At 62.7% G+C, this 25,556-nt stretch carries 23 protein-coding genes; 14 read left to right on the forward strand and 9 right to left on the reverse strand.

Annotated elements, in window-relative coordinates; genetic code table 11:
* Window positions 1–36 precede the first annotated feature (36 nt).
* From ABCW43_RS15190 to ABCW43_RS15235, 10 genes are all read left to right on the forward strand, one after another.
* Window positions 37–1,119 carry an MBL fold metallo-hydrolase gene (locus tag ABCW43_RS15190; protein ID WP_345925853.1) on the forward strand — a complete coding sequence of 361 codons (1,083 nt, stop codon included), beginning with the start codon at window positions 37–39 and terminating at the stop codon, window positions 1,117–1,119.
* 230 nt (window positions 1,120–1,349) lie between these two features.
* Window positions 1,350–1,880, forward strand: coding sequence for an RNA polymerase sigma factor (locus ABCW43_RS15195; protein WP_345925855.1), 531 nt, complete (start codon window positions 1,350–1,352; stop codon window positions 1,878–1,880).
* Entirely contained in the window at window positions 1,873–2,802 is a 930-nt protein-coding gene (locus ABCW43_RS15200; protein ID WP_345925857.1) for a FecR family protein, read from the forward strand. Before ABCW43_RS15195 ends, ABCW43_RS15200 begins: the two co-directional genes overlap by 8 nt.
* A 137-nt stretch (window positions 2,803–2,939) precedes the next feature.
* Window positions 2,940–5,489, forward strand: a complete 2,550-nt coding sequence (locus ABCW43_RS15205; protein WP_345925859.1) for a TonB-dependent receptor — start codon at window positions 2,940–2,942, stop codon at window positions 5,487–5,489.
* A 22-nt stretch (window positions 5,490–5,511) separates the two neighbouring features.
* Entirely contained in the window at window positions 5,512–6,102 is a 591-nt protein-coding gene (locus ABCW43_RS15210; RefSeq protein WP_345925861.1) for a biliverdin-producing heme oxygenase, read from the forward strand.
* A gap of 106 nt (window positions 6,103–6,208) precedes the next feature.
* Window positions 6,209–7,129: a diaminopimelate epimerase gene (dapF, locus tag ABCW43_RS15215; protein ID WP_345925863.1), complete on the forward strand. Its 921-nt coding sequence runs from the start codon at window positions 6,209–6,211 to the stop codon at window positions 7,127–7,129.
* Window positions 7,126–8,412 carry a tRNA (N(6)-L-threonylcarbamoyladenosine(37)-C(2))-methylthiotransferase MtaB gene (mtaB, locus tag ABCW43_RS15220; protein WP_345925865.1) on the forward strand — a complete coding sequence of 429 codons (1,287 nt, stop codon included), beginning with the start codon at window positions 7,126–7,128 and terminating at the stop codon, window positions 8,410–8,412. The genes dapF and mtaB overlap by 4 nt, the downstream gene beginning before the upstream one ends.
* Window positions 8,413–8,427: 15 nt before the next feature.
* Window positions 8,428–10,074: a signal recognition particle-docking protein FtsY gene (gene ftsY, locus ABCW43_RS15225; protein ID WP_345925867.1), complete on the forward strand. Its 1,647-nt coding sequence runs from the start codon at window positions 8,428–8,430 to the stop codon at window positions 10,072–10,074.
* Window positions 10,075–10,138: 64 nt separating this feature from the next.
* Entirely contained in the window at window positions 10,139–10,822 is a 684-nt protein-coding gene (locus tag ABCW43_RS15230) for a septation protein A (RefSeq protein WP_345925869.1), read from the forward strand.
* Window positions 10,819–11,406 (forward strand): DUF2585 domain-containing protein, encoded by a 588-nt coding sequence (locus ABCW43_RS15235; RefSeq protein ID WP_345925871.1) that lies wholly within the window; start codon window positions 10,819–10,821, stop codon window positions 11,404–11,406. Before ABCW43_RS15230 ends, ABCW43_RS15235 begins: the two co-directional genes overlap by 4 nt.
* Before the next feature lie 470 nt (window positions 11,407–11,876).
* Here ABCW43_RS15235 and ABCW43_RS15240 read toward each other — a convergent pair whose 3' ends face one another.
* The 5 genes from ABCW43_RS15240 to ccmA all read right to left on the reverse strand — a co-directional run bounded on the left by ABCW43_RS15240 (window position 11,877) and on the right by ccmA (window position 15,124).
* Window positions 11,877–12,479 carry a DsbE family thiol:disulfide interchange protein gene (locus tag ABCW43_RS15240; protein WP_345925873.1) on the reverse strand — a complete coding sequence of 201 codons (603 nt, stop codon included), beginning with the start codon at window positions 12,477–12,479 and terminating at the stop codon, window positions 11,877–11,879.
* Complete coding sequence (gene ccmD / locus ABCW43_RS15245) at window positions 12,476–12,646, reverse strand: heme exporter protein CcmD (RefSeq protein WP_345925875.1); 171 nt, start codon at window positions 12,644–12,646, stop codon at window positions 12,476–12,478. The genes ABCW43_RS15240 and ccmD overlap by 4 nt, the downstream gene beginning before the upstream one ends.
* Before the next feature lie 3 nt (window positions 12,647–12,649).
* Window positions 12,650–13,420: a heme ABC transporter permease gene (locus ABCW43_RS15250; protein WP_345925877.1), complete on the reverse strand. Its 771-nt coding sequence runs from the start codon at window positions 13,418–13,420 to the stop codon at window positions 12,650–12,652.
* Between the two features lie 59 nt (window positions 13,421–13,479).
* Window positions 13,480–14,139: a heme exporter protein CcmB gene (gene ccmB / locus ABCW43_RS15255; protein ID WP_345925879.1), complete on the reverse strand. Its 660-nt coding sequence runs from the start codon at window positions 14,137–14,139 to the stop codon at window positions 13,480–13,482.
* A 340-nt stretch (window positions 14,140–14,479) separates the two neighbouring features.
* A complete protein-coding gene (gene ccmA / locus ABCW43_RS15260; protein ID WP_345926235.1) occupies window positions 14,480–15,124 on the reverse strand; it encodes a heme ABC exporter ATP-binding protein CcmA in 645 nt (214 codons plus the stop codon).
* 270 nt (window positions 15,125–15,394) lie between these two features.
* Between ccmA and acnA the strand changes: the two genes are divergently transcribed.
* The 4 genes from acnA (at window position 15,395) to ABCW43_RS15280 (ending at window position 20,568) form a co-directional block, all read left to right on the forward strand.
* Window positions 15,395–18,088 (forward strand): aconitate hydratase AcnA, encoded by a 2,694-nt coding sequence (acnA, locus tag ABCW43_RS15265; RefSeq protein ID WP_345925880.1) that lies wholly within the window; start codon window positions 15,395–15,397, stop codon window positions 18,086–18,088.
* A gap of 108 nt (window positions 18,089–18,196) precedes the next feature.
* A complete protein-coding gene (locus tag ABCW43_RS15270; protein ID WP_345925882.1) occupies window positions 18,197–18,940 on the forward strand; it encodes a sulfite exporter TauE/SafE family protein in 744 nt (247 codons plus the stop codon).
* A 196-nt stretch (window positions 18,941–19,136) separates the two neighbouring features.
* Window positions 19,137–19,886: a DUF1223 domain-containing protein gene (locus ABCW43_RS15275; RefSeq protein ID WP_345925884.1), complete on the forward strand. Its 750-nt coding sequence runs from the start codon at window positions 19,137–19,139 to the stop codon at window positions 19,884–19,886.
* 292 nt (window positions 19,887–20,178) lie between these two features.
* On the forward strand, window positions 20,179–20,568 hold the full coding sequence (locus ABCW43_RS15280; protein WP_345925885.1) for a DUF2794 domain-containing protein: 390 nt from the start codon (window positions 20,179–20,181) through the stop codon (window positions 20,566–20,568).
* Window positions 20,569–20,577: 9 nt separating this feature from the next.
* On the opposite strand, the gene ABCW43_RS15285 is transcribed toward ABCW43_RS15280, so the two are convergent.
* The 4 genes from ABCW43_RS15285 to ABCW43_RS15300 all read right to left on the reverse strand — a co-directional run bounded on the left by ABCW43_RS15285 (window position 20,578) and on the right by ABCW43_RS15300 (window position 25,514).
* A complete protein-coding gene (locus tag ABCW43_RS15285; RefSeq protein WP_345925887.1) occupies window positions 20,578–21,135 on the reverse strand; it encodes a GNAT family N-acetyltransferase in 558 nt (185 codons plus the stop codon).
* Between the two features lie 109 nt (window positions 21,136–21,244).
* Window positions 21,245–22,027 carry a Bax inhibitor-1/YccA family protein gene (locus tag ABCW43_RS15290; RefSeq protein ID WP_345925889.1) on the reverse strand — a complete coding sequence of 261 codons (783 nt, stop codon included), beginning with the start codon at window positions 22,025–22,027 and terminating at the stop codon, window positions 21,245–21,247.
* A gap of 233 nt (window positions 22,028–22,260) precedes the next feature.
* Window positions 22,261–24,804, reverse strand: coding sequence for an ABC transporter permease (locus ABCW43_RS15295; protein ID WP_345925891.1), 2,544 nt, complete (start codon window positions 24,802–24,804; stop codon window positions 22,261–22,263).
* On the reverse strand, window positions 24,801–25,514 hold the full coding sequence (locus tag ABCW43_RS15300) for an ABC transporter ATP-binding protein (RefSeq protein WP_345925892.1): 714 nt from the start codon (window positions 25,512–25,514) through the stop codon (window positions 24,801–24,803). Before ABCW43_RS15300 ends, ABCW43_RS15295 begins: the two co-directional genes overlap by 4 nt.
* Window positions 25,515–25,556 lie beyond the last annotated feature (42 nt).

The raw sequence follows: 25,556 nt of genomic DNA on the forward strand, positions 1-25,556 counted from the left end.
TTCCCAGGTGTAAGAGCGCGCTGATAGACATTTCCCATGAATCGACGAAAATTCCTGAAATGGTCCGGCATCGGTGCGATCGCCGCCCTCGTGGGCGGGTTCGCGGCAAGGGGAGCCATGGCTGCCAACAAGTATTATTCCGGTCCGGTCTCCGATCATTTCGACGGAACGTATTTCTTCAATCCGGGTGGCGAGCAACCGCGCGGCGGGCTTGACCTGCTGCGCTGGAAACTCGGCGGCAACAATATCGCCTGGCCGGACAGCTTTCCGAGCCCGTTTCCGCAGGCGGTGCCGGAAACCCGCGTCGCGGGCGATCGCCTGACCGTCACCATGGTCGGGCATGCGGCGATGCTGATCCAGGTCGCCGGCCTCAACATCCTGACCGACCCGGTCTGGGACGATCGCGCCAGCCCGGTGCGCTTCGCCGGTCCGAAGCGGGTCAATCCGCCCGGCATCCGCATCGGCGACCTGCCGCCGATCGATGTCGTGCTCGTCACCCATAACCATTACGATCACATGGATCTCGAAACCCTCTGGGTGCTGCAGGGCCGTGACAAGCCGCATTTCGTCACGCCGCTCGGCAATGACGCGCTCATCCGCTCGCATGTCAAGGATGCGAAGATCACGGTGATGGATTGGGGCGGCCAAGAGCAGATCGCGCCCGGCATGGTCCTGCATTGCGAGCCCTGCCATCACTGGTCGGCGCGCGGCGTGGGCGACCGGCGCATGGCGCTCTGGGCCGCCTTCGTTATCGAAACTCGTGCGGCCAAGATCTACCATATCGGCGATACGGGTTTTCACCAGGGTATCAACTACCGCGCCGCGCGCGAAAAACACGGGGCTTTCCGGCTCGCCAACCTGCCGTTCGGCGCCTACGAACCGCGCTGGTTCATGCAGGCGCAGCACCAGAACCCGGACGAGGCGGTGGAGGGCATGCTCCTTTGTGATGCGGCTTTCGTAGCCGGGCATCATTGGGGCACGTTCAAGCTGACCGATGAAGGGATCGAGCAGCCCCTGGCGGCGCTTCACGCCGCTCTCGATACACGCCGCATTTCCCGCGACCGCTTCCGCCCCATGCGGCCCGGCCAAGTCTTCGAAGTGCCGACGATTTCCGTCTGAACACGCCGGATCTGTTGCGAAATCGCGACAGATGGCCCCGAAGCGGCAAAAATTTCAATCTCAATGCCCGGCTGCCCAACCCGCTGATTTCGCATTAAAACATGAGTATTATTATCATCTTCTTGTGATGCTCTTTGGATCCATTCCAAATCATTGATGTTGCGCCTCTTTTTAGGCGGCGCTAAACGCGAGCCGTTGGTCGGGCAGGTTTCGGCCTTGGGGTTACGGACTTGGACATCAGCCAAATCGAGCGATTGCAGCAGACCGAGGAGGGGAAGCTGCTGCGGTTCTTTCTTCGGCGTCTGCGCAACAGGGAGGATGCGGTGGATGCGACACAGGAGACTTTTTTGCGGCTGCTGACGGCATCGCCGAAGGAGGATCTGCGCAATCCAAGTGCCTATCTTTTCCAGGTCGCTCGGTCCGTCGCCCATGGCATCACCGCCCGACTGATGCGCGACAGCGCGCTTTTCAGCGATGAGTTGGACCAGACGCAGGTTGCCGACGACGCGCCAAGCCCGGAGCGCGTGGTCGCCGCCCGCCAGCAGCTTGGGCTTCTGATCGAGACGATTTCCGCCCTGCCGCCGAAATGCCGGGTCGTGTTCGTGCTCAGCCGGCTCGAAGGGCTTTCCAACGGAGAGATTGCGGAGAAGCTCGGAATCTCTCGGAACATGGTTGAAAAACACATCATCCGTGCACTCATGGCTTGCCGTCAGGCCCGCCTTGCGGCATTGCCTCCCGCCGGGGGGATTGCGCATGACTAAAGTTTCAGACCAGGCGCGTGAGGATGCAATTGCGGAGGCGGCGGCAGGCTGGGTCGCGCGTCTCGGATCCCGCGACGCGACCGATGCGGATCGCCGCCGCTTCGAATTCTGGAAAATGCAGAATCCGGCTCACGCGGCCGCCTTTGAAGAGATGAGCTCTCTGTGGGGCGATCTCGTTGCGGTGCCGAAAACGGTCGCGCCGCGACGGCGTCGGGCGGTCGCCGGTGGCATCGCAGCTCTGCTTCTGATGGGCTGTCTTGGCATCATCGCCAACGAGACCGGCCTCATCGCCCGGTATCGTTCGGATTTCTACACGCCGGTTGGCGTCATCCAGCGCATAGACCTCGATGACGGGTCGGTGGTGACGCTCAACACGGATAGTGCAATCAAGGTGCGATACGGCCAGACCGAGCGCCGGATCGTGGTCCTGCGCGGCGAAGCTTTTTTCGACGTCACCCCGAACCCGGCACGGCCTTTCGTCGTCAGTGGCGACGAAACCCAGGCAATCGCGCTCGGAACCCATTATGCGGTGCGGGTCGGCGAGCGCGACGAGGTGATGGTCGAGGAGGGGCATGTGGCGGTGACTTCCGGCTCCCAGCGCGCGGTGCTCGAAACCGGCGGTACCGCCCATCTCGGCGCCGATGGCCGCCTGACGACCGGTTCCGGCGATGTCGCCGATCTGACGAGCTGGCGCAGCGGCAAGCTGGTCTTTTCCGGCCGGCCGCTCGGCGAGGTGCTCGGCCAGATCGGCCGTTACCAACGGGGCCGCATCATGGTGCTTGACGACCAGGCCTCGCAGCTGCGGGTCAGCGGTGTCTTTGCCGTGAATGATGTCGATCAGGCTTTCACAGCCCTGCAGGAGAGCCTGCCGATCCGCATCATCCGGCTTTCCGACTGGGTCACCCTGGTCCGTTCGCGCTGAAGACATGCCGTCAGAAAATATGAGTATCGAAATCATCTTTTTTTGAAAGTCCACGTCAGGAGGTGGGCTCCTCTTTCACTCATAACCATCGGGGCCGCGAAGAAAGCGGTCACGATGTTTGAGTGCAGGGGGTTGAAATGAGTTTGAGCGGGCCGCTTTCTTCGCGGCATGTCAGGATCGCGCTTGGTTGCGCCTCCTTGCTGGGCGGCATGGCTCCGGCCATCGCACAGCAGCCGGCGCAAGGCGTCCAATCGCAGCAGGTCGCCGTTTCCATTCCCGCCGGGCCGCTTGAAAACGCACTTCTCGCACTCGGCCGCCAGACCGACCTGCGTCTCGTCTATCGCAGCGAAATCACTGCCGGGAAGACTACGGCCGGCGTGACCGGTTCGCTGACGCCGCCTGCCGCCCTGTCGCGGCTGCTGTCGGGCACCGGCGTTTCCTTCCGGTCAAGCGGCGGCTATACGGTGACGCTGGAGGCTGCAGCTGCGGGTTCGGCGGCGAGCCTGCCGGATGCGTCGGACGATACGACGCTCAAGCCGATCGTGCTTCGTGACGGGGATAGCGAGGGCGTGGATACGCCTTACGAGACGGCGGGCTCGACGAGCTATATATCGTCCGAGCAGATTCAGCGTTTTCGCGGTTCCAGCGCGGGTGATGTATTCAAGAATGTACCGGGCGTCATTTCCGCCAACAATCACAGCAGCGGCTCAGTCAATGTCAACATCCGGGGCTTGCAGGGCCAGAACCGCGTTCGGGTCGCGATCGACGGCACGCAGCAGACGACAACCACCTGGCGCGGTTACGGCGGCGTGGATGACCGCACCTATATCGATCCGGACCTGATCGGCGGCGTCGGCATTTCCAAGGGACCGACTGGCGGCGCGGTGGGTGCCGGCGTCAATGGCGGCGTTGTTGAGATCACCACGCTGAAAGCCAAGGATATCGTTGAGGACGGCAAGCAATATGGCGGCCGCATCAAGATCGGCGCTCAGGACAACACGACGAAGGATTTCACGGTCAATTCCTACGACCAGCAGACGGATTCGGCTGAATTCTTCGATTTCACCAATGGCTCGGGCAGCTTCGCGTTCGGTACGGTGCAGGACAATTTCGATTTCGTCATTGCCGGTGCCCGCCGCTATCGCGGCAACTATTTCGCCGGCAAGCACGGCAAGAACTATTACGAGTTGCAGGGCAGCAACCAGTTCCTCTCGCGGACCAAGCAGGGCGAGGAGGTTTTCAACTCGTCCAACGAATCCACCTCGTTTCTCGCCAAGGGTACGCTTCGCTTTGACGACGACCAGAGCCTGGAGCTGGGCTATGTCCGCTATGAAAGCCAGTTCGGCCAGATCATGACGTCGCTTCTGACCTCCGGAGACAACACATTCCGGCAGGCGCCGCTATCTGATGTCACGACCGACACCTTCACCAGCCGCTATCGCTACAACCCGAGCGACCTGATCAATCTGAAGGTCAATGCATGGCTAAGCATCGTCGATCAGAACTCCATGTCGACGGGTCTCGGTCTATATTACCCGCAATTCAACATCATACCGGGTGACGATCCCCGCTACGCCATGACCCATACCTGGGGCGGCGACATTTCGAACACAAGCCTGTTCGACACGGAATACGGGCCGTTCAAGGCCAATTACGGCGTGTCCTACCTGCTCGAGGATATCGATTCCAGGCGCTATTTCAGCCGCAGTCATACGACCGACCGCGGGGTGCCGATGGATCCAAGCATTGGCAACCGGTCGATCGCCAGCGTGTTCACCGACGGCCAGTGGGAGGCGACCGACTGGCTGACCTTCAATGCCGGGCTGCGCTATGACGGTTACTGGATGAACGACAAGGGTATCGAATCCAGGACCGGCATCCGCCACAAGGAAGGCGGCCGGTTCAACCCGTCCATCAGCGCCATCGTGGAGCCGATCGAAGGGCTGCAGTTCTACGCGCTTTATGCCGAAGGCATGCGCCCGCCGACCATGCGCGAAACCATGGGCAATGACGGTAACGTCATCCAGAACCCCTATCTGAAGCCCGAGGTCTCGAAGAACTGGGAAGTCGGCGTCAACTACAGTAAGGATGGCCTGTTGCTCGCGGACGACGCGCTGCGTCTCAAGCTGTCCTATTTCAACAACAACTACGCCGACTATATTTCCCGCGTGCCCTCCAATGCGGGGCCGGGCCAGCCGGTCTTCACCTTCGATAATCTCAGGAGCACCCGGTTCTCAGGTATCGAAATCTCCGGCTCCTACGAGGCCGGCCCGTTCTTCAGCGAAGGATCGGTTACCAAGTATCTGAGCTATGAGTTCTGCCGCACCCTTTCCACCTGCTCGGACACGACCGTGTCGATGGACTATGCCGCCAACCACATGCCGCCCAAAATCATGGCGAGCCTGACGCTCGGCATGCGCCTCTTCGACGACAGGCTGAGTTTTGGCACCCGCTTCACGCATGGCGGCGCACGCCTGTCGCCGGTCACGCAGGACGCCCGGATGTATACGGGCATGTGGGTTCCCTATACGACCGTCGATGCGTTCGCCACCTACAAGATCACCGACCACTTGACGTTCGATCTCCAGGCGGAGAACCTGACAGATCGATTTTACGTGGATGCGCTCGATGGGTTCACTCCCGCTCCCGGACGAACAATCCGGGCAACGCTGTCCGCCAAATTCTAAAATATTCGAAACGGAAAACATAATGCAGATCGAACTCGAAGCTCCCGCCGCACCGACCCGGATCCAGCGTCTGAAGGCTCTCACCGACGCCACCCATGAGCGCCTCGACAAGCGCATCATGGCGGCCGATCCCTTCGGCAGCCGCGAGCGTTACGCGCTGTTCCTCGCCGTGCAGCATCATTTCCATACGGATGTCGATCCCCTCTATCTCGATCCGCGGCTCAATCGCCTCGTCCCCGACCTTCCGAGCCGCGTCCGGCTTGAAGCACTGCGGCAGGATATCGCCGATGTGACCGGAAGCGAGCCGCCCGTCCTCACCGCCAGGACGGATGGGCTGGGTACCCCGGCCGCACTCGGCTGGCTTTACGTCGCCGAGGGCTCGAACCTCGGCGCCGCCTTCCTCCTGAAGCAGGCGGCTAGGCTCGGGCTATCCGAAGAATTCGGCGCCCGCCACCTCGCCGGCCACCCCGCCGGCCGCGGCCTGCACTGGCGCACCTTCGTTGCTTCCTTCAACGGGTTCGAGATGTCCGAGGCGGAGGACGCGGACATGGTCGAAGGCGCCAAGTCGGCGTTTCGGCGGGTCCATGCGCTGGTGGACGAGTTTTTCGTCTGAGGCGTGACCGCCGCCGCACTGAGGGAAGCCCCCACTGGTAATTCCCTGCCTTTTCCGCCATATACAGCCCGATAAGCGGGCAGTCGGCCCGGAATGGATCGATGTCATGACGGAACTGGTGGAATTCGCGCGGATGAACGGGCTTGGCAACAAGATCCTGGTCGTCGACATGCGCGGGCGCATCGACAAGGTGACGCCTGACGCTGCTATCGCGCTCAATGCCGATCCGGCCACCCAGTTCGACCAGATCATGGCGATCCACGATCCGAAGGCTGAAGGGACCGATGCCTGGATCGATATCCTCAATTCCGACGGTACGATGGCGCAGGCTTGCGGCAACGGCACGCGTTGCGTGGTGCAGGCGCTCGCCGCCGAGACCGGCCGCAAGACCTTTACCTTCCAGACCGTCGCCGGCATCCTCAATGCCGTCGAGCATGAGGACGGCACGATCTCGGTCGACATGGGCAAGCCGGTTTTCGAGTGGGACCGCATTCCGCTGGCCGAGGAATTTTTCGATACCAGCCGCATCGAACTGCAGATCGGCCCGATCGATGCGCCGATCCTGCATTCGCCGTCGGCGATGTCGATGGGCAATCCGCATGCCGTCTTCTGGGTGACGAGCGATCCGATGGGCTTCGATCTCGAACGGTTTGGCCCGCTACTCGAAAACCATCCGATGTTTCCGGAAAAGGCCAATATCACGCTGGCGCAGGTCACGTCGAAGTCGTCGCTGCGCACCCGCACCTGGGAGCGCGGCGCCGGCCTGACACTGGCCTGCGGTTCTGCCGCTTGCGCCGCCGCGGTTTCCGCCGCCCGCACCGGGCGCACCGGCCGCATGGTGACGATAGACGTTGCCTCCAGCCCGGTCCGCCAGCCGCTTGTCATCGAGTGGGGCGAAGACGATCACGTCGTCATGACCGGTCCCGCCGAATGGGAGTGGTCCGGCAAGGTCGATCCGCAGAACGGCAGTTTTAGGCGTGACGCCGATGCTGATCAAAGGGGCGAGCTGGAGGCTCGGGTCAATTGAGCGGCGTCGAGGTCATCACCTTCGGCTGTCGGCTCAATACCTATGAATCGGAAGTGATGCGCGCCGAGGCCGAAAAGGCCGGGCTCAACAACGCCATTCTCGTCAACACCTGCGCCGTCACCGGCGAGGCCGTGCGCCAGGCCCGCCAGGCGATCCGCCGGGCGCGGCGCGAAAACCCGCATGCCCGCATCATCGTCACCGGCTGCGCCGCCCAGACGGAAAAAGACACCTTTGCCGAGATGGCGGAAGTCGATGTCGTGCTCGGCAACGAGGAGAAGCTGAAAAGCGCCTCTTACCGGGCCCTTCCGGATTTCGGCGTCTCGGCGGAAGAGAAACTGCGCGTCAACGACATCATGAGCGTGCGCGCCACCGCGCCGCAGATGGTGAAGCATATCGACGGCCATGTGCGCGCCTTCATCCAGGTGCAGAACGGCTGCGATCATCGCTGCACCTTCTGCATCATTCCCTATGGCCGCGGCAATTCCCGCTCGGTGCCGATGGGTGCCGTGGTCGATCAGGCCAGGCGGCTGACGGAAAGCGGTTATCGCGAAATCGTGCTGACCGGCGTCGATGCCACCAGCTATGGCGCCGACCTTCCGGGCCAGCCGTCGCTCGGTTATCTGGCCAAGACACTGCTCAGGCAGGTGCCGGAGATTCTGCGCCTTCGCCTGTCCTCGATCGACAGCATCGAGGCGGACAAACATCTCTGGGATCTGATCGCCGACGAGCCGCGGTTCATGCCGCATCTGCACCTGTCGCTTCAGCATGGCGACGACATGATCCTGAAGCGGATGAAGCGCCGCCATTCACGCGCCGAAGCACTCTCCTTCACTGAGCAGGCGCGGCGCCTGCGACCGGAGATCGCCTTCGGGGCGGATATGATCGCCGGTTTCCCCACCGAGACCGAAGAAATGTTCGAGAACGCCGCGACGCTCTCGGAAGAGGCCGGCATTTCCTTCCTGCACGTCTTCCCGTACAGCCCCCGCCCGGGCACGCCGGCGGCCCGCATGCCGCAGGTCGATCGGGCGCTGGTCAAGGACCGGGCGGCGCGGCTGCGGGCGCGCGGCGAGGTGCTGCATCGCGCCCATCTCGACCGCATGGTCGGCACCGAGCAGGCGATCATCGTCGAGAACAACGGCATGGCGCATACGGAAAACTTTTCGCTGGTGGCCGTGCCTTGCCTTGTTCCCCGCGAGTTCACGCGGGTTACGATTACCGGCCATAACGGCAAACATCTGGAAATGCAGGTCACGCCCGCCCTTGTCCCGTCTCGGGCGGCGTAACCGGAACAGGTTCTCATGGCACTGGGCTTCATCAAACGCGTCTTCACCTTCGGCAAACCCGCCGAAGAACCGGCACCCGATGCGGTAAAGCCGGAGGATCTCGCCGCCATCCAGGCGGAACTAGAGCCGAAGTCGCGCGACGAAGACCTGCAGGTCTCGCCCGTTGATCCTGTCGCGCCGGCGGAGATCGAGACGGCTGGCGGGCCGGTTTCGGATGTGGCGGCGGAGAATGTCGAGCCGGCAGAGCCGGAGACTGCCGAAGAGGATGAGCCGGCGCTGCTTTCGGGTGTCGAGGCCGCGTCGGATATTGGCATGGTGCCGTTGTCGCTGCTGCAGGCGGAAGCCGAGGCTGAAGAAGAGGGCGTTGCATCCGCGGAAGCACCCCCCTCTGTCCTGCCGGACATCTCCCCCTCAAGGGGGGAGATTACGGATGCGCCGTCGCGCCCGACATCCGGCACTGATGTTGTTGACTTTGCTGCCGGTGCCACGGTTTCGGGATCGAATTTGGAGCAGGAAGCCTCCCACGATTCGATCTCCCCCCTTGAGGGGGAGATGTCCGGCAGGACAGAGGGGGGTGAGGAGCGGTCTGCGGAGCAGAGCAATCGATCCAGTGAATCGATTGCAGCAACGAACGCCCTGAGCCAAAGCGAAGGGCTGGAGCGGCCGCCAGAACCCACCCTCCCCAGAGGCTTCTCCACCGCCCGCCCGGAACCCACGCCCGAACCCGCCGCCCCCGAGCCGAAACTCACCTGGTTCCAGCGCCTGCGCGCCGGCCTTGCGCGCACGTCGTCGCAGCTCACCGGCCAGATCAGCGCGCTCTTCACCAAGCGCAAGCTGGACGAGGATACGCTGGAACAGCTCGAAGACCTGCTGATCCAGGCCGATCTCGGGGTCGAGACCGCGATGCGGGTCACCGGGGCGCTTTCTTCCGAGCGTTACGGCAAGGACGTGACCGGCGAGGACGTGTCGCGGATCATGGCCGCCGAGATCACCAGGGTTCTTGCCCCAGTCGCAAAGCCGCTGGCGCTCGATCTCAATCACAAGCCGCATGTCATCCTTGTGGTCGGCGTCAACGGCACCGGCAAGACCACGACGATCGGCAAGCTGGCGGCAAAACTCTCCGGATCCGGCCTCAAGGTCATGCTCGCCGCCGGCGACACCTTTCGCGCGGCCGCCATCGAACAGCTGAAGATCTGGGCGGACCGCACCGGCTCGGGCTTCATCGGCACCAAGCTCGGCGCCGATGCGGCCGGCCTTGCCTATGACGCCTACGAGCAGGCGCGCGCCAACAAATCTGACGTCCTGATCATCGATACCGCCGGCCGGCTGCAGAACCGCACTGAGCTGATGGCCGAACTCGAAAAGATCGTCCGCGTGCTCGGCAAGCTGGATCCCGACGCGCCGCACACCGTGCTGCAGACGCTCGACGCCACGACCGGCCAGAACGCCATGAACCAGGTCGAGATTTTCCGGAACGTTGCGGGGGTGAGCGGGCTTATCATGACGAAGCTCGACGGCACGGCGCGCGGCGGCATTCTCGTGGCGATTGCCGCCAAGCACAAGCTGCCGGTCTATTTCATCGGTGTGGGCGAGGGGGTCGACGACCTCGAACCCTTCGAGGCGCAGGATTTTGCGCGCGCCATTGCCGGGATTGCCCATTGATGCCACAAATCTGCCTTGGCACTCGCGCAGGGCCAAGGCAGGACGAAGCAGGTTTGACCAGTTTATGAAATTCGAAAGCGATACCACGCCCACCGCTGCCGACCGGCACCATCCGATGCTGAAGCTCTCGCTTGAGCTCGGGCCGCTGCTCGTCTTCTTCTTCGCCAATCTGCGCGGGGAATGGCTTGCCGCGACTTTTCCGTGGCTTTCGGTGCTCGGTGGCCCGCTGTTCATCGCCAGCGGCCTGTTCATGGTCGCGACGGTCATCTCGCTCGTCGTCTCGAAGGTCGTGCTCGGCCACCTGCCTATGATGCCCTTCATTTCCGGCATCGTTGTCCTCGTCTTCGGCGGGCTCGGCATCTGGCTGCAGGACGAGCTGTTCTTCAAGATGAAACCGACGATCATCAACACGCTGTTCGGCGTCGTACTGCTCGGCGGGCTACTGTTCGGCAAATCGCTTCTCGGCTATGTCTTCAATGCGGCCTTCCAGCTCGATGAAGCCGGCTGGCGCAAACTGACCATCCGCTGGGGCATGTTCTTCCTGTTTCTCGCCGTCCTCAACGAAGTCGTGTGGAGGGGCGCGAACGCCTATTACCTGCCCGACGTAAAGGCGGCGGATAATTTCTGGGTCGCCTTCAAGGTATGGGGTACGATGCCGATCACGCTGATCTTCACCATGACGCAGATGCCGCTGATCATGCGCCATACGGTCCAGGAGCCGGCAGGCAACACCGAGGCTGAAAAGTGACGGCTGCGGAATTCTCCCCATCGAGCTCGTCTTCCCGGCGCTGGCTTCTCGCCGCGGTCATCCTCTTTCTGCTCCAGATCGCCATCCTTTACGCCATGGGCCGCATTCCGATCTGCGAATGCGGTTATGTGAAGTTTTGGGAAGGCGGGGTGAATACCAGCGGCAATTCCCAGCACCTCTCCGACTGGTACACGCCGTCGCATATCATCCACGGCTTTCTCTTCTATGGTCTCGGCTGGCTGATCCTGCGCCGAGCGCCGCAGACCGCCCGGCTTTCGCTGGCCATCCTGATCGAGGCGGCCTGGGAGATCGCCGAAAATTCCCCGCTGATCATCGACCGCTACCGCACGGCGACCATGGCGCTCGGTTATACCGGCGACAGCATCCTCAATTCGGCGATGGACACGGTGTTCATGGCGCTCGGTTTCCTCGCCGCTTCGCGGCTGCCGGTCTGGCTGACAGTCGCCATCGCCATCTTCTTCGAGCTGGCGACCGGGTACATCATTCGCGACAACCTGACGCTCAACGTGCTGATGCTCGTCTGGCCGGTCGATGCGGTGCGGGTGTGGCAGGGCGGGCTGTAGGGTTGCGGCCTCCGGGGAGGGGTCTCTGCCGGGGATGATTTTTTTCGCCCGTGAAAAATACGCCCAAACCCGTCAATCCCTTACGAACATTCGCTTGCCCCTCCATCCCCGCCTCCCCGGAACAACCCGATAATCGCCCCGTCATCGGATGGGAAACCGGGTTCGCGAACCGGCCTCCTCCTCAGGGTTTTCGGACCCCGGTTGCCGGTGATGGCTGTCGAACGTGGTGGAACGGGAACTGACAACTCCCGGAAAGCTGCAGGAAACGGTCGGGGCAGGCGGAAAGCCTGAATACCTAATACCGAGATACCCCGCCTGCTCCATTCCCAAACCAGAACCGCGCCGGACAAGACGTCCCGCGCGGCCAAAAGTGCTTCTTCACGCTGAGATCGAATGATCTTCGAAGGAGGGAACGCAGCAAAAAAACCTCGGTCGCTTTGGGACATCCCGGTCGCCCGACCGGCTCCCGTTCAGCGTCCTGCCCCGGCCTTCTCGATCGCCGGCAGGAGATCCTGCGTCAGGCTGCGCTGATCGAACGGACCGACGCGCTTGTAGAGGATCGTGCCGTCGGGCGCGACCAGATAACTTTCCGGAATGCCGTAGACACCCCAGTCGATCGCCGCCTTGCCGTTCGGATCCACGCCGATCGCCTTGTAGGGGTTGCCGAGTTCGCCAAGGAAACGCAGCGCGTTGTCGTTGCGGTCCTTGTAGTTGATGCCGACGATGGTGAGCCGGCTGTCGTTCGCCAGTTCCTTGAGGATCGGGTGTTCCTGCCGGCAGGGCACGCACCAGGAGGCGAAGACGTTGACGAGCGTCAGCTTGCCGCCGATCGCCGCGGTCGTCAGGGCTGCGGTGTTTGAACCTTCCAGCGGCGGGAGCGCCAGCGAAGGGGCTTTCTTGCCGATCAGGGCGGAAGGTATGGCCGAGACGTCGCGGCCGTTGACGTCCTGGTCGTAGAGCATCTTGCCGGCGACCGCTGCAAAGCCGAGAAAGATCGCCAACGGGATGAGCGGCAGTGCATACCGCGCCAGGCTTTTGCGCGTGGCCGGCTGGTTTTCGGTCTCGATACTCATGCCGCGTCACCCTTCGGCTGTGCCGATCGGCGGCGGATACCGGAGGCTTCGAGTTCGGTCAGCTCCTTTTGTCGGGCGCGGCCGTCGAGCCAGGTCCAGGCGATCAGGCAGAGGATGACGACGGCCGAAACGGCATAGGACATGGCGATGTAGAAGGTATGGCTCATGACTCACGCCTCCGAGCCGGTTACATGGCCGGCCATGCGCGCGGCCATGCGCCGCTGGGCGGCGACGCGGCGGCGCCAGATCTCGTTGCGCATCGCCATCACGTGCAGGGTGAAGAACAGCATGGTGAAAGCGATCGCCATGATCAGCAGCGGCCAGAGGAATTCCTGGTCGATGGTCGGGCCGCCCATGCGGATGACGCTCGCCGGTTGGTGCAGCGTATTCCACCAGTCGACCGAGAACTTGATGATCGGGATGTTGACGAAGCCGACGAGGATCAGCACGGCGGACACCCGCGCTGCCCGCGAAGGATCGTCCATGGCGCGGTTGAGCGCGATCAGGCCGAGATACATCAGGAACAGCACAAAGACCGAGGTCAGCCGCGCGTCCCACACCCACCATGTGCCCCACATGGGCCGGCCCCAGAGCGAGCCGGTGGCGAGAGCAATCAGCGTGAAGGCGGCGCCGAGCGGGGCTGCCGCCTTGTGGCTGACGTCGGCGAGCGGATGGCGCCAGACCAGCGTACCGATCGCCGAAACGGCCATCACCGTGTAGCACATCATCGACAGCCAGGCGGAGGGCACATGCACATACATGATACGCACCGTCAGGCCCTGCTGGTAATCGCCCTCGGTGGTGAAGGTCAGGTAGAGCCCGATTGCGAACAGGATCACGGTGATCACCGCCATCCAGGGCAGGATGCGGGCCGCGAGCGCCAGGAACCGCGTCGGGTTGGCCAGATCGCTGAATTTGCTGATGGCGAGGCTGTCGGTCATGGGCACTTTCTAATCTGCGCGCGGAAATAGCAGCTTGATCCCGGTCAATCCGATTCTAGTCAATCGCCGGCATTGCGCAACGCCAGTGCCGCGCCGAGCGGACCGAGCACGGCAAAAAACATCGTGATCGCCACCAATATCAAGAAAGGCGGCATAAACGGGGCAGGGTCCTCCACAGCCGCATAGGAAGCGCTGACGCCGAAGATCAGCACGGGCACCGCAAGCGGCAGGACGAGGATCGAAACGAGCAGCCCGCCCCGCGGCAGGGCGACCGCGACAGCGGCGCCGACTGCGCCGATGAAGGTGAGCGCCGGCGTGCCGACGAGCAGCGTCAGCATGGTGGCGCCGATCGCCACCTCGTTCATATTCATGAAAAGCCCGAGCAGCGGCGAGGCGATCACCAGCGGCAGGCCGTTGCCGAGCCAGTGAGCCAGGCATTTCATCAGCACCGTCAGGACCAGCGGGTGTTCCTGCATCAGCAGCAGGTCGAGCGACCCGTCCTCGCGCTCGGTCTGGAACAGGCGGTCGAGGCCGAGCAGGGCAGACAGCAGCGCGCCGATCCAGACGATCGCCGGGCCGATGCGGGAGAGGAGGTTGAGGTCGGGACCGACGCCGAAAGGGATGACGGCGACGACGGTCATGAAGAAGAGGACCCCGATCAGGGCGCCGCCGCCGGCGCGGACGGAAAGTTTGAGGTCGCGGAGGAGGAGGGCGGTCATGACGTGAGACCTTGCATTTGGGGCTTACCCCCCTCTGCCCTGTCGGGCATCTCCCCGAGCTCAGTTCCCGTCATCCTCGGGTCAAGCCTGAGGATGACGGCGAGAGGGCGGCGGATGACGGCGGGCCTGAGGGTGCGAGGAGCCCCTCCCCCTTGTGGGGAGGGGTTGGGGAGGGGTTTTCTGTCTCCATAAGACCCCTCCCGCCTGCCGGCCACCCTCCCCACAAGGGGGAGGGTTAAGAGTGTGGCACTGTCCCAGGCCCCATACACCATAGCCATTCCCTTGCGGGGGAGGCGGTGGGGTCCGGCAGGGCAGAGGGGGGGAATACGAGGCAGGAAGATCACCATCTCCCCTCCGCGACGCCTGCAAACCCCGTCATCCGCAGTTCCCTCGCATGCTCCAGCCCCAGCGGCTGGTGCGTCGCCGCCAGCACAATGCCGCCGTCAACAAGATGCGCATTGATCAACTCCGTGAACACGCCCTCCGCATTCACATCGAGCGCCGCAGTCGGCTCGTCGAGGATCCACACGGGCCGCCAGGCGACGAGCAGCTTGGCAAACGCCATGCGGCGCTGCTGGCCGGCGGAGAGATAACCGAAGGGCAGGTGGATGATTCCGCCCAACCCGACAGCGTCGGCGGCCTCGCCGGGAGAGATGCCCTTGCCGCCCTCCACATCGCCGAAAAAATCCTTCCAGAAGGAGAGGTTCTCAGCCACGGAGAGTTCCGCCTTCATCGCGTTGCGGTGGCCGAGGTAGTGACAGGCCTCGGCGGCGCGAATTCCCGATTCGGCACTCTCGGATGTCCAGGTGACACGACCGGTTTCCGGGTGCAGCAATCCGGCCACGACGCGCAGAAGCGTCGACTTCCCGGATCCGTTGCGGCCGGTCAGGACGAGGCTTTCACCGGCTCCGAGGGTAAAGGAGACGTCCGTGAAAATCAGGTCTTCGCCGCGTCTTGCGCTCAAGTTTTCGGCCAAAAGCCGCATGCCGGAGACCTTCATTAAGATTTTAATCATCGCGATCCGAAAATTTATTCGGAATGCGCGTCAAGCGTCTGGAACCCTTCTTAGAAATTATCTATAAGCACTGCAACCACGCCAGCGGCCGGCGTGATTTCAATCTTCCGCCGAACCTGAAGATCCCAAAAAATCTTCTCGTGCGGACAGCGGAAATGGTCGTACCCGCATCCTGATGTGCATGAAGTGCATAGGCGTCCGCACGCGCGTGTTGGCTCTTTAATCAGCGGGGTTTATTCCGTGGCTAAGTCTCTCGACAGTTTCAATTGTCGCTCCATCCTTACCGTAGGCGGTAAGGATTACGTTTACTACAGCCTTCCCAAGGCTGAGCAAAACGGTCTTGCCGGCGTCTCGAAGCTGCCCTTCTCCATGAAGGTGCTGCTCGAAAACCTGCTCCGCTTCGAAGACGGCCAGTCCGTCACCAAGGAACAGATCCTCACCGTCGCCGAATGGCTGAACAACAAGGGTCTCACGGAAGCGGAAATCGCCTACCGTCCGGCCCGCGTGCTGATGCAGGACTTCACCGGCGTTCCCGCCGTTGTCGACCTTGCCGCGATGCGCGACGCGATGGTCTCGCTCGGCGGCGATCCGGAAAAGATCAACCCGCTCGTTCCCGTCGACCTCGTCATCGACCACTCGGTCATCGTCGACGAATTCGGCACGCCGACCGCGTTTGCGAAGAATGTCGAGCTCGAATACGAGCGCAACGGCGAGCGCTACCGCTTCCTGAAGTGGGGCCAGCAGGCATTCAAGAATTTCCGCGTCGTTCCTCCGGGCACCGGCATCTGTCACCAGGTCAACCTCGAATATCTCGGCCAGACGGTCTGGACCAAGGAAGAGGACGGCGAAACGATCGCTTATCCGGACACCTGCGTCGGTACCGATTCGCATACCACGATGATCAACGGCCTCGGCGTTCTCGGCTGGGGCGTCGGCGGCATCGAAGCGGAAGCTTCCATGCTCGGCCAGCCGGTCTCGATGCTTCTGCCTGAGGTGATCGGCTTCAAGCTCACCGGCAAGCTCAAGGAGGGCGTCACCGCGACCGACCTGGTGCTGACCGTCGTGCAGATGCTGCGCAAGAAGGGCGTCGTTTCCAAGTTCGTCGAATTCTTCGGTCCGGGCATGGACAACATGCCGCTCGCCGACCGCGCGACGATCGGCAACATGGGCCCGGAATACGGCGCGACCTGCGGTTTCTTCCCCGTAGACGGCGAAACCATCAACTACCTGACGATGTCCGGCCGCACGCTGGAGCGGATCGCACTGGTCGAGGCCTATTCCAAGGTCCAGGGCATGTGGCGCGAAGGCGACGGTTCCGACCTCGTCTTCACCGACACGCTCGAACTCGACCTCAACGACGTCGTGCCGTCGATGGCCGGCCCGAAGCGTCCGGAAGGCCGCATTTCGCTCGACAAGATCGCTTCCGGCTTCGCCGGTTCGCTCGATACCGAGTACAAGAAGCCCGGCCAGCTCGATAACCGTTACCCGGTCGAAGGCACGGATTTCGATCTTGGCCATGGCGACGTGGCGATTGCCGCGATCACCTCCTGCACCAACACCTCCAACCCGTCGGTGCTGATCGCTGCCGGCCTTCTCGCCCGCAACGCGGTTGCCAAGGGCCTGAAGTCCAAGCCGTGGGTCAAGACGTCGCTGGCACCGGGATCCCAGGTGGTCGGCGAATACCTTGCCAAGTCCGGCCTGCAGGCCGATCTCGACAAGCTCGGCTTCAACCTCGTCGGCTTCGGCTGCACCACCTGCATCGGCAATTCCGGCCCGCTGCCGGCACCGATCTCCAAGACCATCAACGACAAGGGCCTGATCGCCGCCGGCGTGCTCTCGGGCAACCGTAACTTCGAAGGCCGTATTTCTCCGGACGTACAGGCGAACTACCTCGCTTCGCCGCCGCTCGTCGTCGCTTACGCACTTGCCGGTTCGGTCCAGAAGGACCTCACGTCCGAGCCACTGGGCGAAGACCAGAACGGCAACCCGGTCTATCTCAAGGACATCTGGCCGACCTCGAAGGAAGTCCAGGAGTTCATCCTGAAATACGTCACACGCGAACTCTACGAAACCAAGTATGCGGACGTGTTCAAGGGTGACGAGAACTGGCAGGCGGTCAAGGTTCCCCCGGGCCAGACCTATGCCTGGGACGACAATTCGACCTATGTGCAGAACCCGCCCTACTTCGTCGGCATGGGCAAGACCGGATCGGGCCTCAAGAACATCAAGGGCGCCCGCGTCCTCGGTCTGTTCGGCGACAAGATCACCACCGACCACATCTCTCCGGCCGGTTCGATCAAGGCTGCCTCGCCGGCCGGCGCTTACCTGACGGGCCATGGCGTCGGCGTTGCCGACTTCAACCAGTACGGCACGCGCCGCGGTAATCATGAAGTGATGATGCGCGGCACCTTCGCCAATATCCGCATCCGCAACCACATGCTCGGCCCGAACGGCAAGGAAGGCGGCTACACCTTCCACTATCCGTCCAAGGAAGAGATGTCGATCTACGACGCGGCCATGCAGTACAAGGCCGAGGGCGTTCCGCTCGTGATCTTCGCCGGCGTCGAATACGGCAACGGCTCGTCGCGCGACTGGGCTGCGAAGGGCACCAACCTGCTCGGCGTCAAGGCGGTCATCGCCCAGTCCTTCGAGCGTATCCATCGCTCGAACCTGGTCGGCATGGGCGTCGTTCCCTTCGTCTTCGAAGAGGGTACGACCTGGGCCAGCCTCGGCCTCAAGGGCGACGAGACTGTCGAGATTCTCGGTCTCGAAGGCGACATCAAGCCGCGCGAATGGAAGATCGCCAAGATCACCTATGGCGACGGCACGGTGAAGGAAATCAACATCCTCTGCCGCATCGATACGCTCGACGAGGTCGTCTACATGAACAATGGCGGCATCCTGCAGACCGTTCTGCGCGACCTCGCCGCCTAAGGCGACTCCGCTCATCATCCGCCGGAGCGAAACCTCCGGCGGATCTCCTTCCCGATATCCGATGTCCGTACACCTGTCCCAGCGTGACATCGTCCTCCCCAAGGTCCCGTGCCCTTGACCGTCGTCATCCTCACCGGAATGGCCGTCACCGTTTTCCTGACATCGCTGCTTTCGGGAATTTTCGGCATGGCGGGCGGGTTGATCCTGCTCTGGGTACTGCTCTTCCTCTTCCCCGTCAGTACCGCGATCGCCATCCACGGCGTCATCCAGATGGTCTCGAACGGGTCGCGCGCCTGGTTTTCCCGCGCCTATATCGACTACCGCATTCTCGGCATCCTGGGCCTGGGGCTGGTCATTTCGAGCATCATCCTGCTGATCGTCGACTACCAGCCGGATCTCATCGTCGTGTCGATCGCCATCGGGCTGATGCCGATCCTCGTCTGGATGCCGGTGTCGAAGCTGCAGCTCGACGCCTCGAAACCTTTGCACGCGCTGGCCTGCGGGTTGATCGCCGGCGCCTTGACGGTCGGCGTCGGCGTATCGGGGCCGACGATCGACATCTTCTTCATCCGCACGACGATGGACCGGCGCAAGGTGATCGCCACCAAGGCGGCGATGCAGGTCGCCTCGCATGCCACGAAGGTGGTGTTCTACTGGAATGCGGCCTCGCAACTGCCGACCATCGAATGGATCGCGGTGCTGGTCGCGGCGCCGATCGCGATCCTCGGGGCACGGGCCGGCAACGATATCCTGCAGAGGATGACCGACCAGAATTTCCGCGCCTGGACGCGCTGGATCGTCACCGGCGTGGGTGCCGTTTATTTTACTCAAGGCCTGCTCAAACTGATTTGACCTCGATGCATTTTTCGCGAAGTTTGATGTCCGACCAAACGCATTCGAAAGCCGATCAATTATCCGGTCTTCACCCCTTCGTGACTTTCTCTTGAAGGTTCCCGGTGGTTACTTTCCGCCATCCAGTGCGTTAGGCCCTTGATCGCCGCGAGCAATCGTGGATAACAGTTTCCCTGATAAAAAAGGTCTGCCACCCATGCCCTTCCGTTTTCGCTCCGTAATCCTTGTTGCGGGCCTGTTTTATGCGGGCGCTGCGTTTGCGGGAGAGGTCAGGGCGCCGAAGGGCGTGATCGAACTTTTCACCTCTCAAGGCTGCTCCTCCTGCCCGCCCGCCGATGCCGCCCTGGGCGAGTTGGTAGCACAGGGAGACATGGTCGTGCTGTCCTACCACGTCGACTATTGGAACTATCTCGGCTGGACCGACACGCTGAGCTCCAGGGAAAATACCGAGCGGCAATATGGCTATGCCAAGACGCTCGGGCGTAGCGGCGTCTACACCCCGCAGGCCCTCATCAACGGCCGCGACCATGTCAAGGGCACCGACCTCACGGTCATCAACGACAAGGTGAAGACACTCGGCCAGAACGGCAAGGGGCTCGACGTCCCGGTCACCGCGGCGATGCGCGGCGACGAAATCGAAATCGAGATCGGCGACGGCAAAGGACAGGCGGACGTCGTCGTCGCCTATTTCACAAAGCGCCAGCTGGTGGATGTCACCAAGGGTGAAAACAGCGGCAAGACGATGGAATATTGGCACGCCGTCTACGACGTCCAGTCGGTCGGCACATGGAACGGCCAGAGCATGAAGCTGACCTTGCCCGGCAAGCTGATGGGCAAGTCGAAGAAGGATGGCTGCGCGATCCTGCTGCAGACATCCGGTCCGGGCGGCGAGCCGGCAGCGATTCTCGGCGCGACGGTGCTGATGGCAGGCCGCAAGAAATATTGACCGCGGTCGGGGTCCTGGCTTGCCGAATTGTGCGTGAGTTCTTGTTGGCGGCCCGATCCAATAACATTGGGGGGCTGGGGGTAAGGGTCAATGCACCAGACCGGGCCATATGGCGCTGAAAACGGCGCCAACCAACGATGCCAATCTCGCTTCGAAATCGGGCACTCTTTTGTTCGAAATGGGGCAAGAATAAAATCGTGCGGTTCGTTCCGGGCGAGATTGCCGGGGTTGATTTTTACCGCCTCTCAGGCACACTGTCATATCTCTGACATTTGACGATTTGGGAGTCTTGATGACAGATCAGCCGGATTTGCCGGGGGGACAGAGACCCCAGGACACAGCCGTTGTCGTCGATCTCAGTGATTATCGGCAGAACCGCGATCCCGCCCCGGTCACCTTCCATCGGCGAGAACTCGATGCGATCTTAAGGATTTACGGCCGAATGGTCGGCGAAGGGGAGTGGAAGGACTACGCGATCGACCACCTCAAGGATCGGGCCGTGTTCTCCGTCTTCAAACGCTCCGGCGAAACCCCGCTCTTCCGGATAGAGAAGAATCCGAAGCTTGCAGCCAAGCAGGGCGCCTTTTCCGTCATGAACACCCATGGCCTGATCATGAAGCGCGGCCATGAGCTGCCGCAGGTGCTCAAGGTGTTCGACAAGGTGCTGAAACTGATCGATTGAGGCGGCGTCCTATTCGGTAAACAGCGAACCGGGATAGGTCTCCGGATCCGGATCGGTTTCATTGCCTTCGCCAAGGGCGACCTGCATCAGCACCGTATCCTGCCATTTCCCGTGCTTGAAGCCGGTGCCTTTCAGGGTGCCGGTCAGCTCGAAGCCGAGGCCGCGATGGAGCGCCACGGAGGCCGGGCTTGCGCCGCCGATGACGGCGACCATCTGGCGGAAACCGAGCGCCTCGCAACGCACGAGCAATTCTTTCAGCAGCGCCTTGCCGACGCCCTTGCCGCGCGCTTCCGGCGCCAGGTAGATCGAGTCCTCGACCAGCCAGCGATAGGCCGGGCGGGTCCGGAAGGCCGATGCGTAGGCATAACCGAGAAGGGTGCCGTCGTGCTGTTCCGCCGCGATATAGGGATAACCCTTGGCCCGGATCGCCTCGAAGCGGGCCGCCATCTCCGCCTGGTCCGGGGGCAGGATCTCGTAGCTCGCCGTGCCGTTCAGCACGCTGTCGCGATAGATTTCGGTGATTGTCGGAAGATCGGCGGAGGAGGCGTCACGGAGATGGAATGTCATTGAGATTCAGGCCGTTGAAAGGAATGGCCAAAGACTATGCTGCGGCGCGAAGCCGGGCAATAAAAAAGGCGGCCCGGAGGCCGCCTTTTTCCTGTTCGTATTCCTCGAATTAGTTGTTCCGGTTGCCCAGGAACTGGAGGAGGAACGTGAAGAGGTTGATGAAGTCGAGGTAGAGGGTCAGAGCGCCCATGATGGCCTTGCGGCCAGCTACCGCGACGTCGTCGCCGTCAAAGTACATTTCCTTGATCTTCTGCGTGTCGTAGGCGGTGAGGCCTGCGAAGATGAGAACACCGATGACCGAGATCGCCCAAGCGAGCGGGGCGGAACCCAGGAAGATGTTGACGATCGAGGCGATGATCAGGCCGAACAGGCCCATGATCAGGAACGAGCCCATGCCCGACAGGCTTCTCTTCGTCGTGTAGCCATAAAGCGACAGGGCGCCGAAGGAGGCTGCCGTGATGAAGAACGTCTGCACGATGCTCTGCGAAGTGTAGATCAGGAAGATCGACGACAGGGAGAGACCCATCAGCGCCGCGTAGCCCCAGAAGGTGGCCTGTGCCGAGCTGACGCTCATCTTATGAACGCGGAAGCTCAGGAAGAACACCACCGCGAGCGGTGCGAGCATGACGACCCAGCGAAGCGGCGAACCGTAGATCGCAGCGCCGAGGCTGGTCAACAGGATGCCGTTCGGAAGCCGGGCGACAGCTGCGGCCGCATCGGTCGTTGTTGCGAGGGCCGAAATACCATAGGCGGCGATACCGGTGATAGCCAAGCCGACAGCCATCAGGTTGTAGACCTTAAGCATGTAGGCGCGCAGGCCTTCATCGATCATCGCGCCGGACTGGGCGCGACCCTGCGCCACCCGGGTCTGGTAGTTGTTAAAGTCAGCCATTGTTTCCTCTTTAAGCTCCGGAATTATTCACGGTGTCGGGCCCCCTTTTTTCGGACCCAGGCGCCGCTGCGGAGCTCCAGCAAGCCTGCGCATAAATATGATGCGAGATCGCTTCACATACAAGAGGTGCGGCAAGCGAAAAACGCAAGCTATCAGGCCCCTTTAGCAACCTATGGGACGTTCTGACGGGATTTTGATCAGAGAGTTAACGAGAAATACTACCTGCGGGAGAATTAGAGCTCACGCAGCACCGGTGCGGCCTTCTGCCCTAATATGCGCCAGGTGCCGGCAAGGCCTATCCCGACGGTCAGGACCAGCGAAACGGCGAGCGTCAGCACTGCAATATCGGGCAGGAAGGCCGATTGGAGCCGCATGATCCGGCTGACGACGAACCATGCAGAGAGGCCGCCGGCGAGAAGCGCGAAGAGCGCGGTCGCCGTTCCGAGGATCATGTATTCGTAGCTGAAGGCGCGCATCAGCATGCTGCGCGTGCCGCCGAGCGTTTTCAGGATGACCGCGTCATGGGTGCGTGCCCGGTTGCCCGCCGCCAGCGCACCGGCAAGCACCAGCACGGAGGCGATCAGCGCAACCGCCGCCGCAGCCCGGATCGCGGTCGCGAGCTGGCCGACGAGCTGGTCTATGATATTGATCGCATCCTTGACCCTGACGCTGGTGATGGTCGGATAGGCGTTGGTGACGGCGCGCAGGATCGAGGCTTCCTGCTGGGCGGTGGCCTTGGGATCGCTGAGCGTCGCGAGCCAGGCATGCGGTGCGCCGCGGAAGGTATTGGGCGAGAAGATCATCACGAAATTGATCGACAGCGATTCCCATTGCACCTTCCGGAAATTGGCGATGCGGGCGGTGATGTTGCGGCCGAGCACGTTGACGGTGACGGTATCGCCGAGTTTCAGGCCGAGTTCGCCGGCCTCTTCCGCCGAGAAGGAGACGAGCGGCTCGCCGGTATAGTCGGCGGCCCACCACTGGCCCGCCGTCAGCGCCGAATTCGACGGCAGCTTGTTCTCGTAGGTGATGCCGCGGTCGCCGCGCAACACCCAGCGGCCGGCCGGCGGCACGCTCATCTGGGTCACGTCCTGGCCGTTGAAGGCAAGGATTCTTCCGCGCAGCATGGGCACCTGGGTGATCGCACCCTCCGGCGCCTGCTGTTTCAGGATGTTGACGAAGCCTTCGCGCTCGGATCCCTGGATATCGACGAAGAAGAAATTCGGCGCCTGCTGGGCTATGCTGCCGGTCAGCTGGCGGCGCATGTTGCCGTCGATCAGCGCCAGCGTCACGAGCAGCGCAAGGCCGAGGCCGAGCGACAGCACGACCGACGGTGTCAGCGCGCCGGGCCGGTGGATATTGCCGATCGCCAGCCTGAGCGCCGGCGAGTTCACCCGCGGGCTTCTTTTGGCAAGCGCGGCGATCAGCGCCGCGACCAGGCGTAGCAGCACGAAGGCGCCGGCGACGGCGGCGAGGAAAACCGAGGCGATGAAACGTTCTTCCGCCGAGACGATCGCAAGTGCCGCCAGGGCCGCAAGCGCCAGGCCGGCGGCGAGGAGATACGGCCAGGAGGGAAGGCGGGTATTGTCGAAACTCTGTTCGCGGAAGAGGGCGGTTGCCGGCACTTCGCGGGCATGGCCGAGCGGCAGGACGGCGAAGGCGAAGGTGATCAGGATGCCGAACAGTGCGGCAAGCGCCAGCGGTAAGGGGTAGAAGGTGACCTCCTTCGGAACCGGCAGCATGCCTTCGAGAAACTGCAGCGCGACGAAGGGCGAGATCGCGCCGATGACGAGGCCGATCAGGATGCCGATCACCGCGAGCAGCATGATCTGTATGAGATAGATCATCGTCACGACCGAGGCCGGCGCGCCCAGGCACTTGAAGGTGGCAATCGTGGTGCGCTTGGCATCGAGGAAGGCGCGCACGGCATTGGCGACGCCGACGCCGCCGACGATCAATGCCGTCAGGCCCACGAGCGTCAGGAATTGCGAAAAGCGGTCGACGTTTTCGGTCAGCGAGGGGGCGGCCCGATCGCTGGTGCGGACCGACCAGCCGGCGCTCGGGAACTCCCGGTTGGCGCGGGCGGCAAGCGTCGAGCGGATCGAGGGATCGTCGAGCCGCACCTTGTAGGCATGTTCGACGAGGCTGCCGGTGGTGATCAGGCCGGAGACAGCGAGCGCCTCACGGCTGACGATCAGGCGCGGTGCAAAGCCGAAACCGTCCGAAAGCGCATCGGGCTCGGCGGTGATCGTGCCGCGCAATGTCAACCGGGCATTGCCGAGCAGAAGCTGATCCCCGTCCTTGAGGCCGAGGCGTTCCAGCAGAAGCGGGGCTGCCAGCGCGCCAAATGTTTCTCCCCGCCGGCCCAGAAGATCGGACAGCGGTGCGGAAGGTTCGGCACCAAAGCTGCCGTAGAGCGGATAGGCGTCGTCCACCGCCTTGACCTCGACCAGTGCCTGTTCGGAACCGTCAGGCTTGCGGGCCATCGAGCGCAGGCTGGTGGAGACGGAGACCTTGCCGAGGCTCGTCAGGAACGCGCGTTCCTGGTCGGTGGCCTCGCGGTTGTTCAGTTCGAAACGAATGTCGCCGGCAAGGATTTCCTGGCCCTGGGAGGCGATGGCGCCGGTGATGGCGCGCGAGACGGAATTGACCGCGGCGATCGCCCCGGTGCCGAGCGCGATGCAGGCGAGGAAGATGTAGAAACCGGCCAGGCCGCCGCGCATCTCGCGCAGCGCCAGGCGGAAGGAAATCGAGAGGCGCGGAAAGGCCTGCCTCATGCCGAGACCGCCTGGACCGGGTGATGGGCGGTGGCGCTGTCGCCGACGATCTCGCCGGAGCGGACGCGGATCTGGCGCGAGCAGCGGGCGGCGAGCGCGTTGTCGTGGGTAACGAGCAGCATGGTCATGCCGCGCTCGGCCTGTTTCGAGAATAGCAGATCGGCGATCTGGCGGCCGGTCTCGGTGTCGAGATTGCCGGTCGGTTCGTCGGCGATCAGCACCGAGGGCGAGGGGGCGAGCGCACGGGCGATCGCGACGCGCTGCTGCTCGCCGCCGGAAAGCTGGCCGGGATAGTGGCTCAGCCGCTCGCCGAGGCCGACGGCGGTTAGCTCGCGTTTCGCGATCTCGAATGCGTCCTTCACATTGGCGAGTTCGAGCGGCACGGCGACGTTTTCGAGCGCCGTCATGTTGGCGATCAGATGGAAGGACTGGAAGACGATGCCGATATTGCGGCCGCGGAAATCCGCGAGCCTGTCTTCGGACAGGGAATGAAGGGGAGCGCCGTTGATGACGATCTCGCCGCTGTCCGGCCGTTCGAGACCGGCCAGGACCATCAGCAGCGTCGACTTGCCGGAGCCTGAAGGCCCGACGATGCCGACGGCTTCGCCGGCGCGGATTTCGAGATCGATCTGCTTCAGCACATGCACCGAGGCGGCCGCGCTGCCCAAGGTCAGATCGGCTTTCTTCAGCGTGATGATGGTTTTAGTCAAATCGAACCGTCCTATATAGGCGTGAAGCGTAACCCGAACACC

Origin of the sequence: Neorhizobium tunisiense, from assembly GCF_039631515.1 — a bacterium.
Classification (GTDB): domain Bacteria; phylum Pseudomonadota; class Alphaproteobacteria; order Rhizobiales; family Rhizobiaceae; genus Neorhizobium.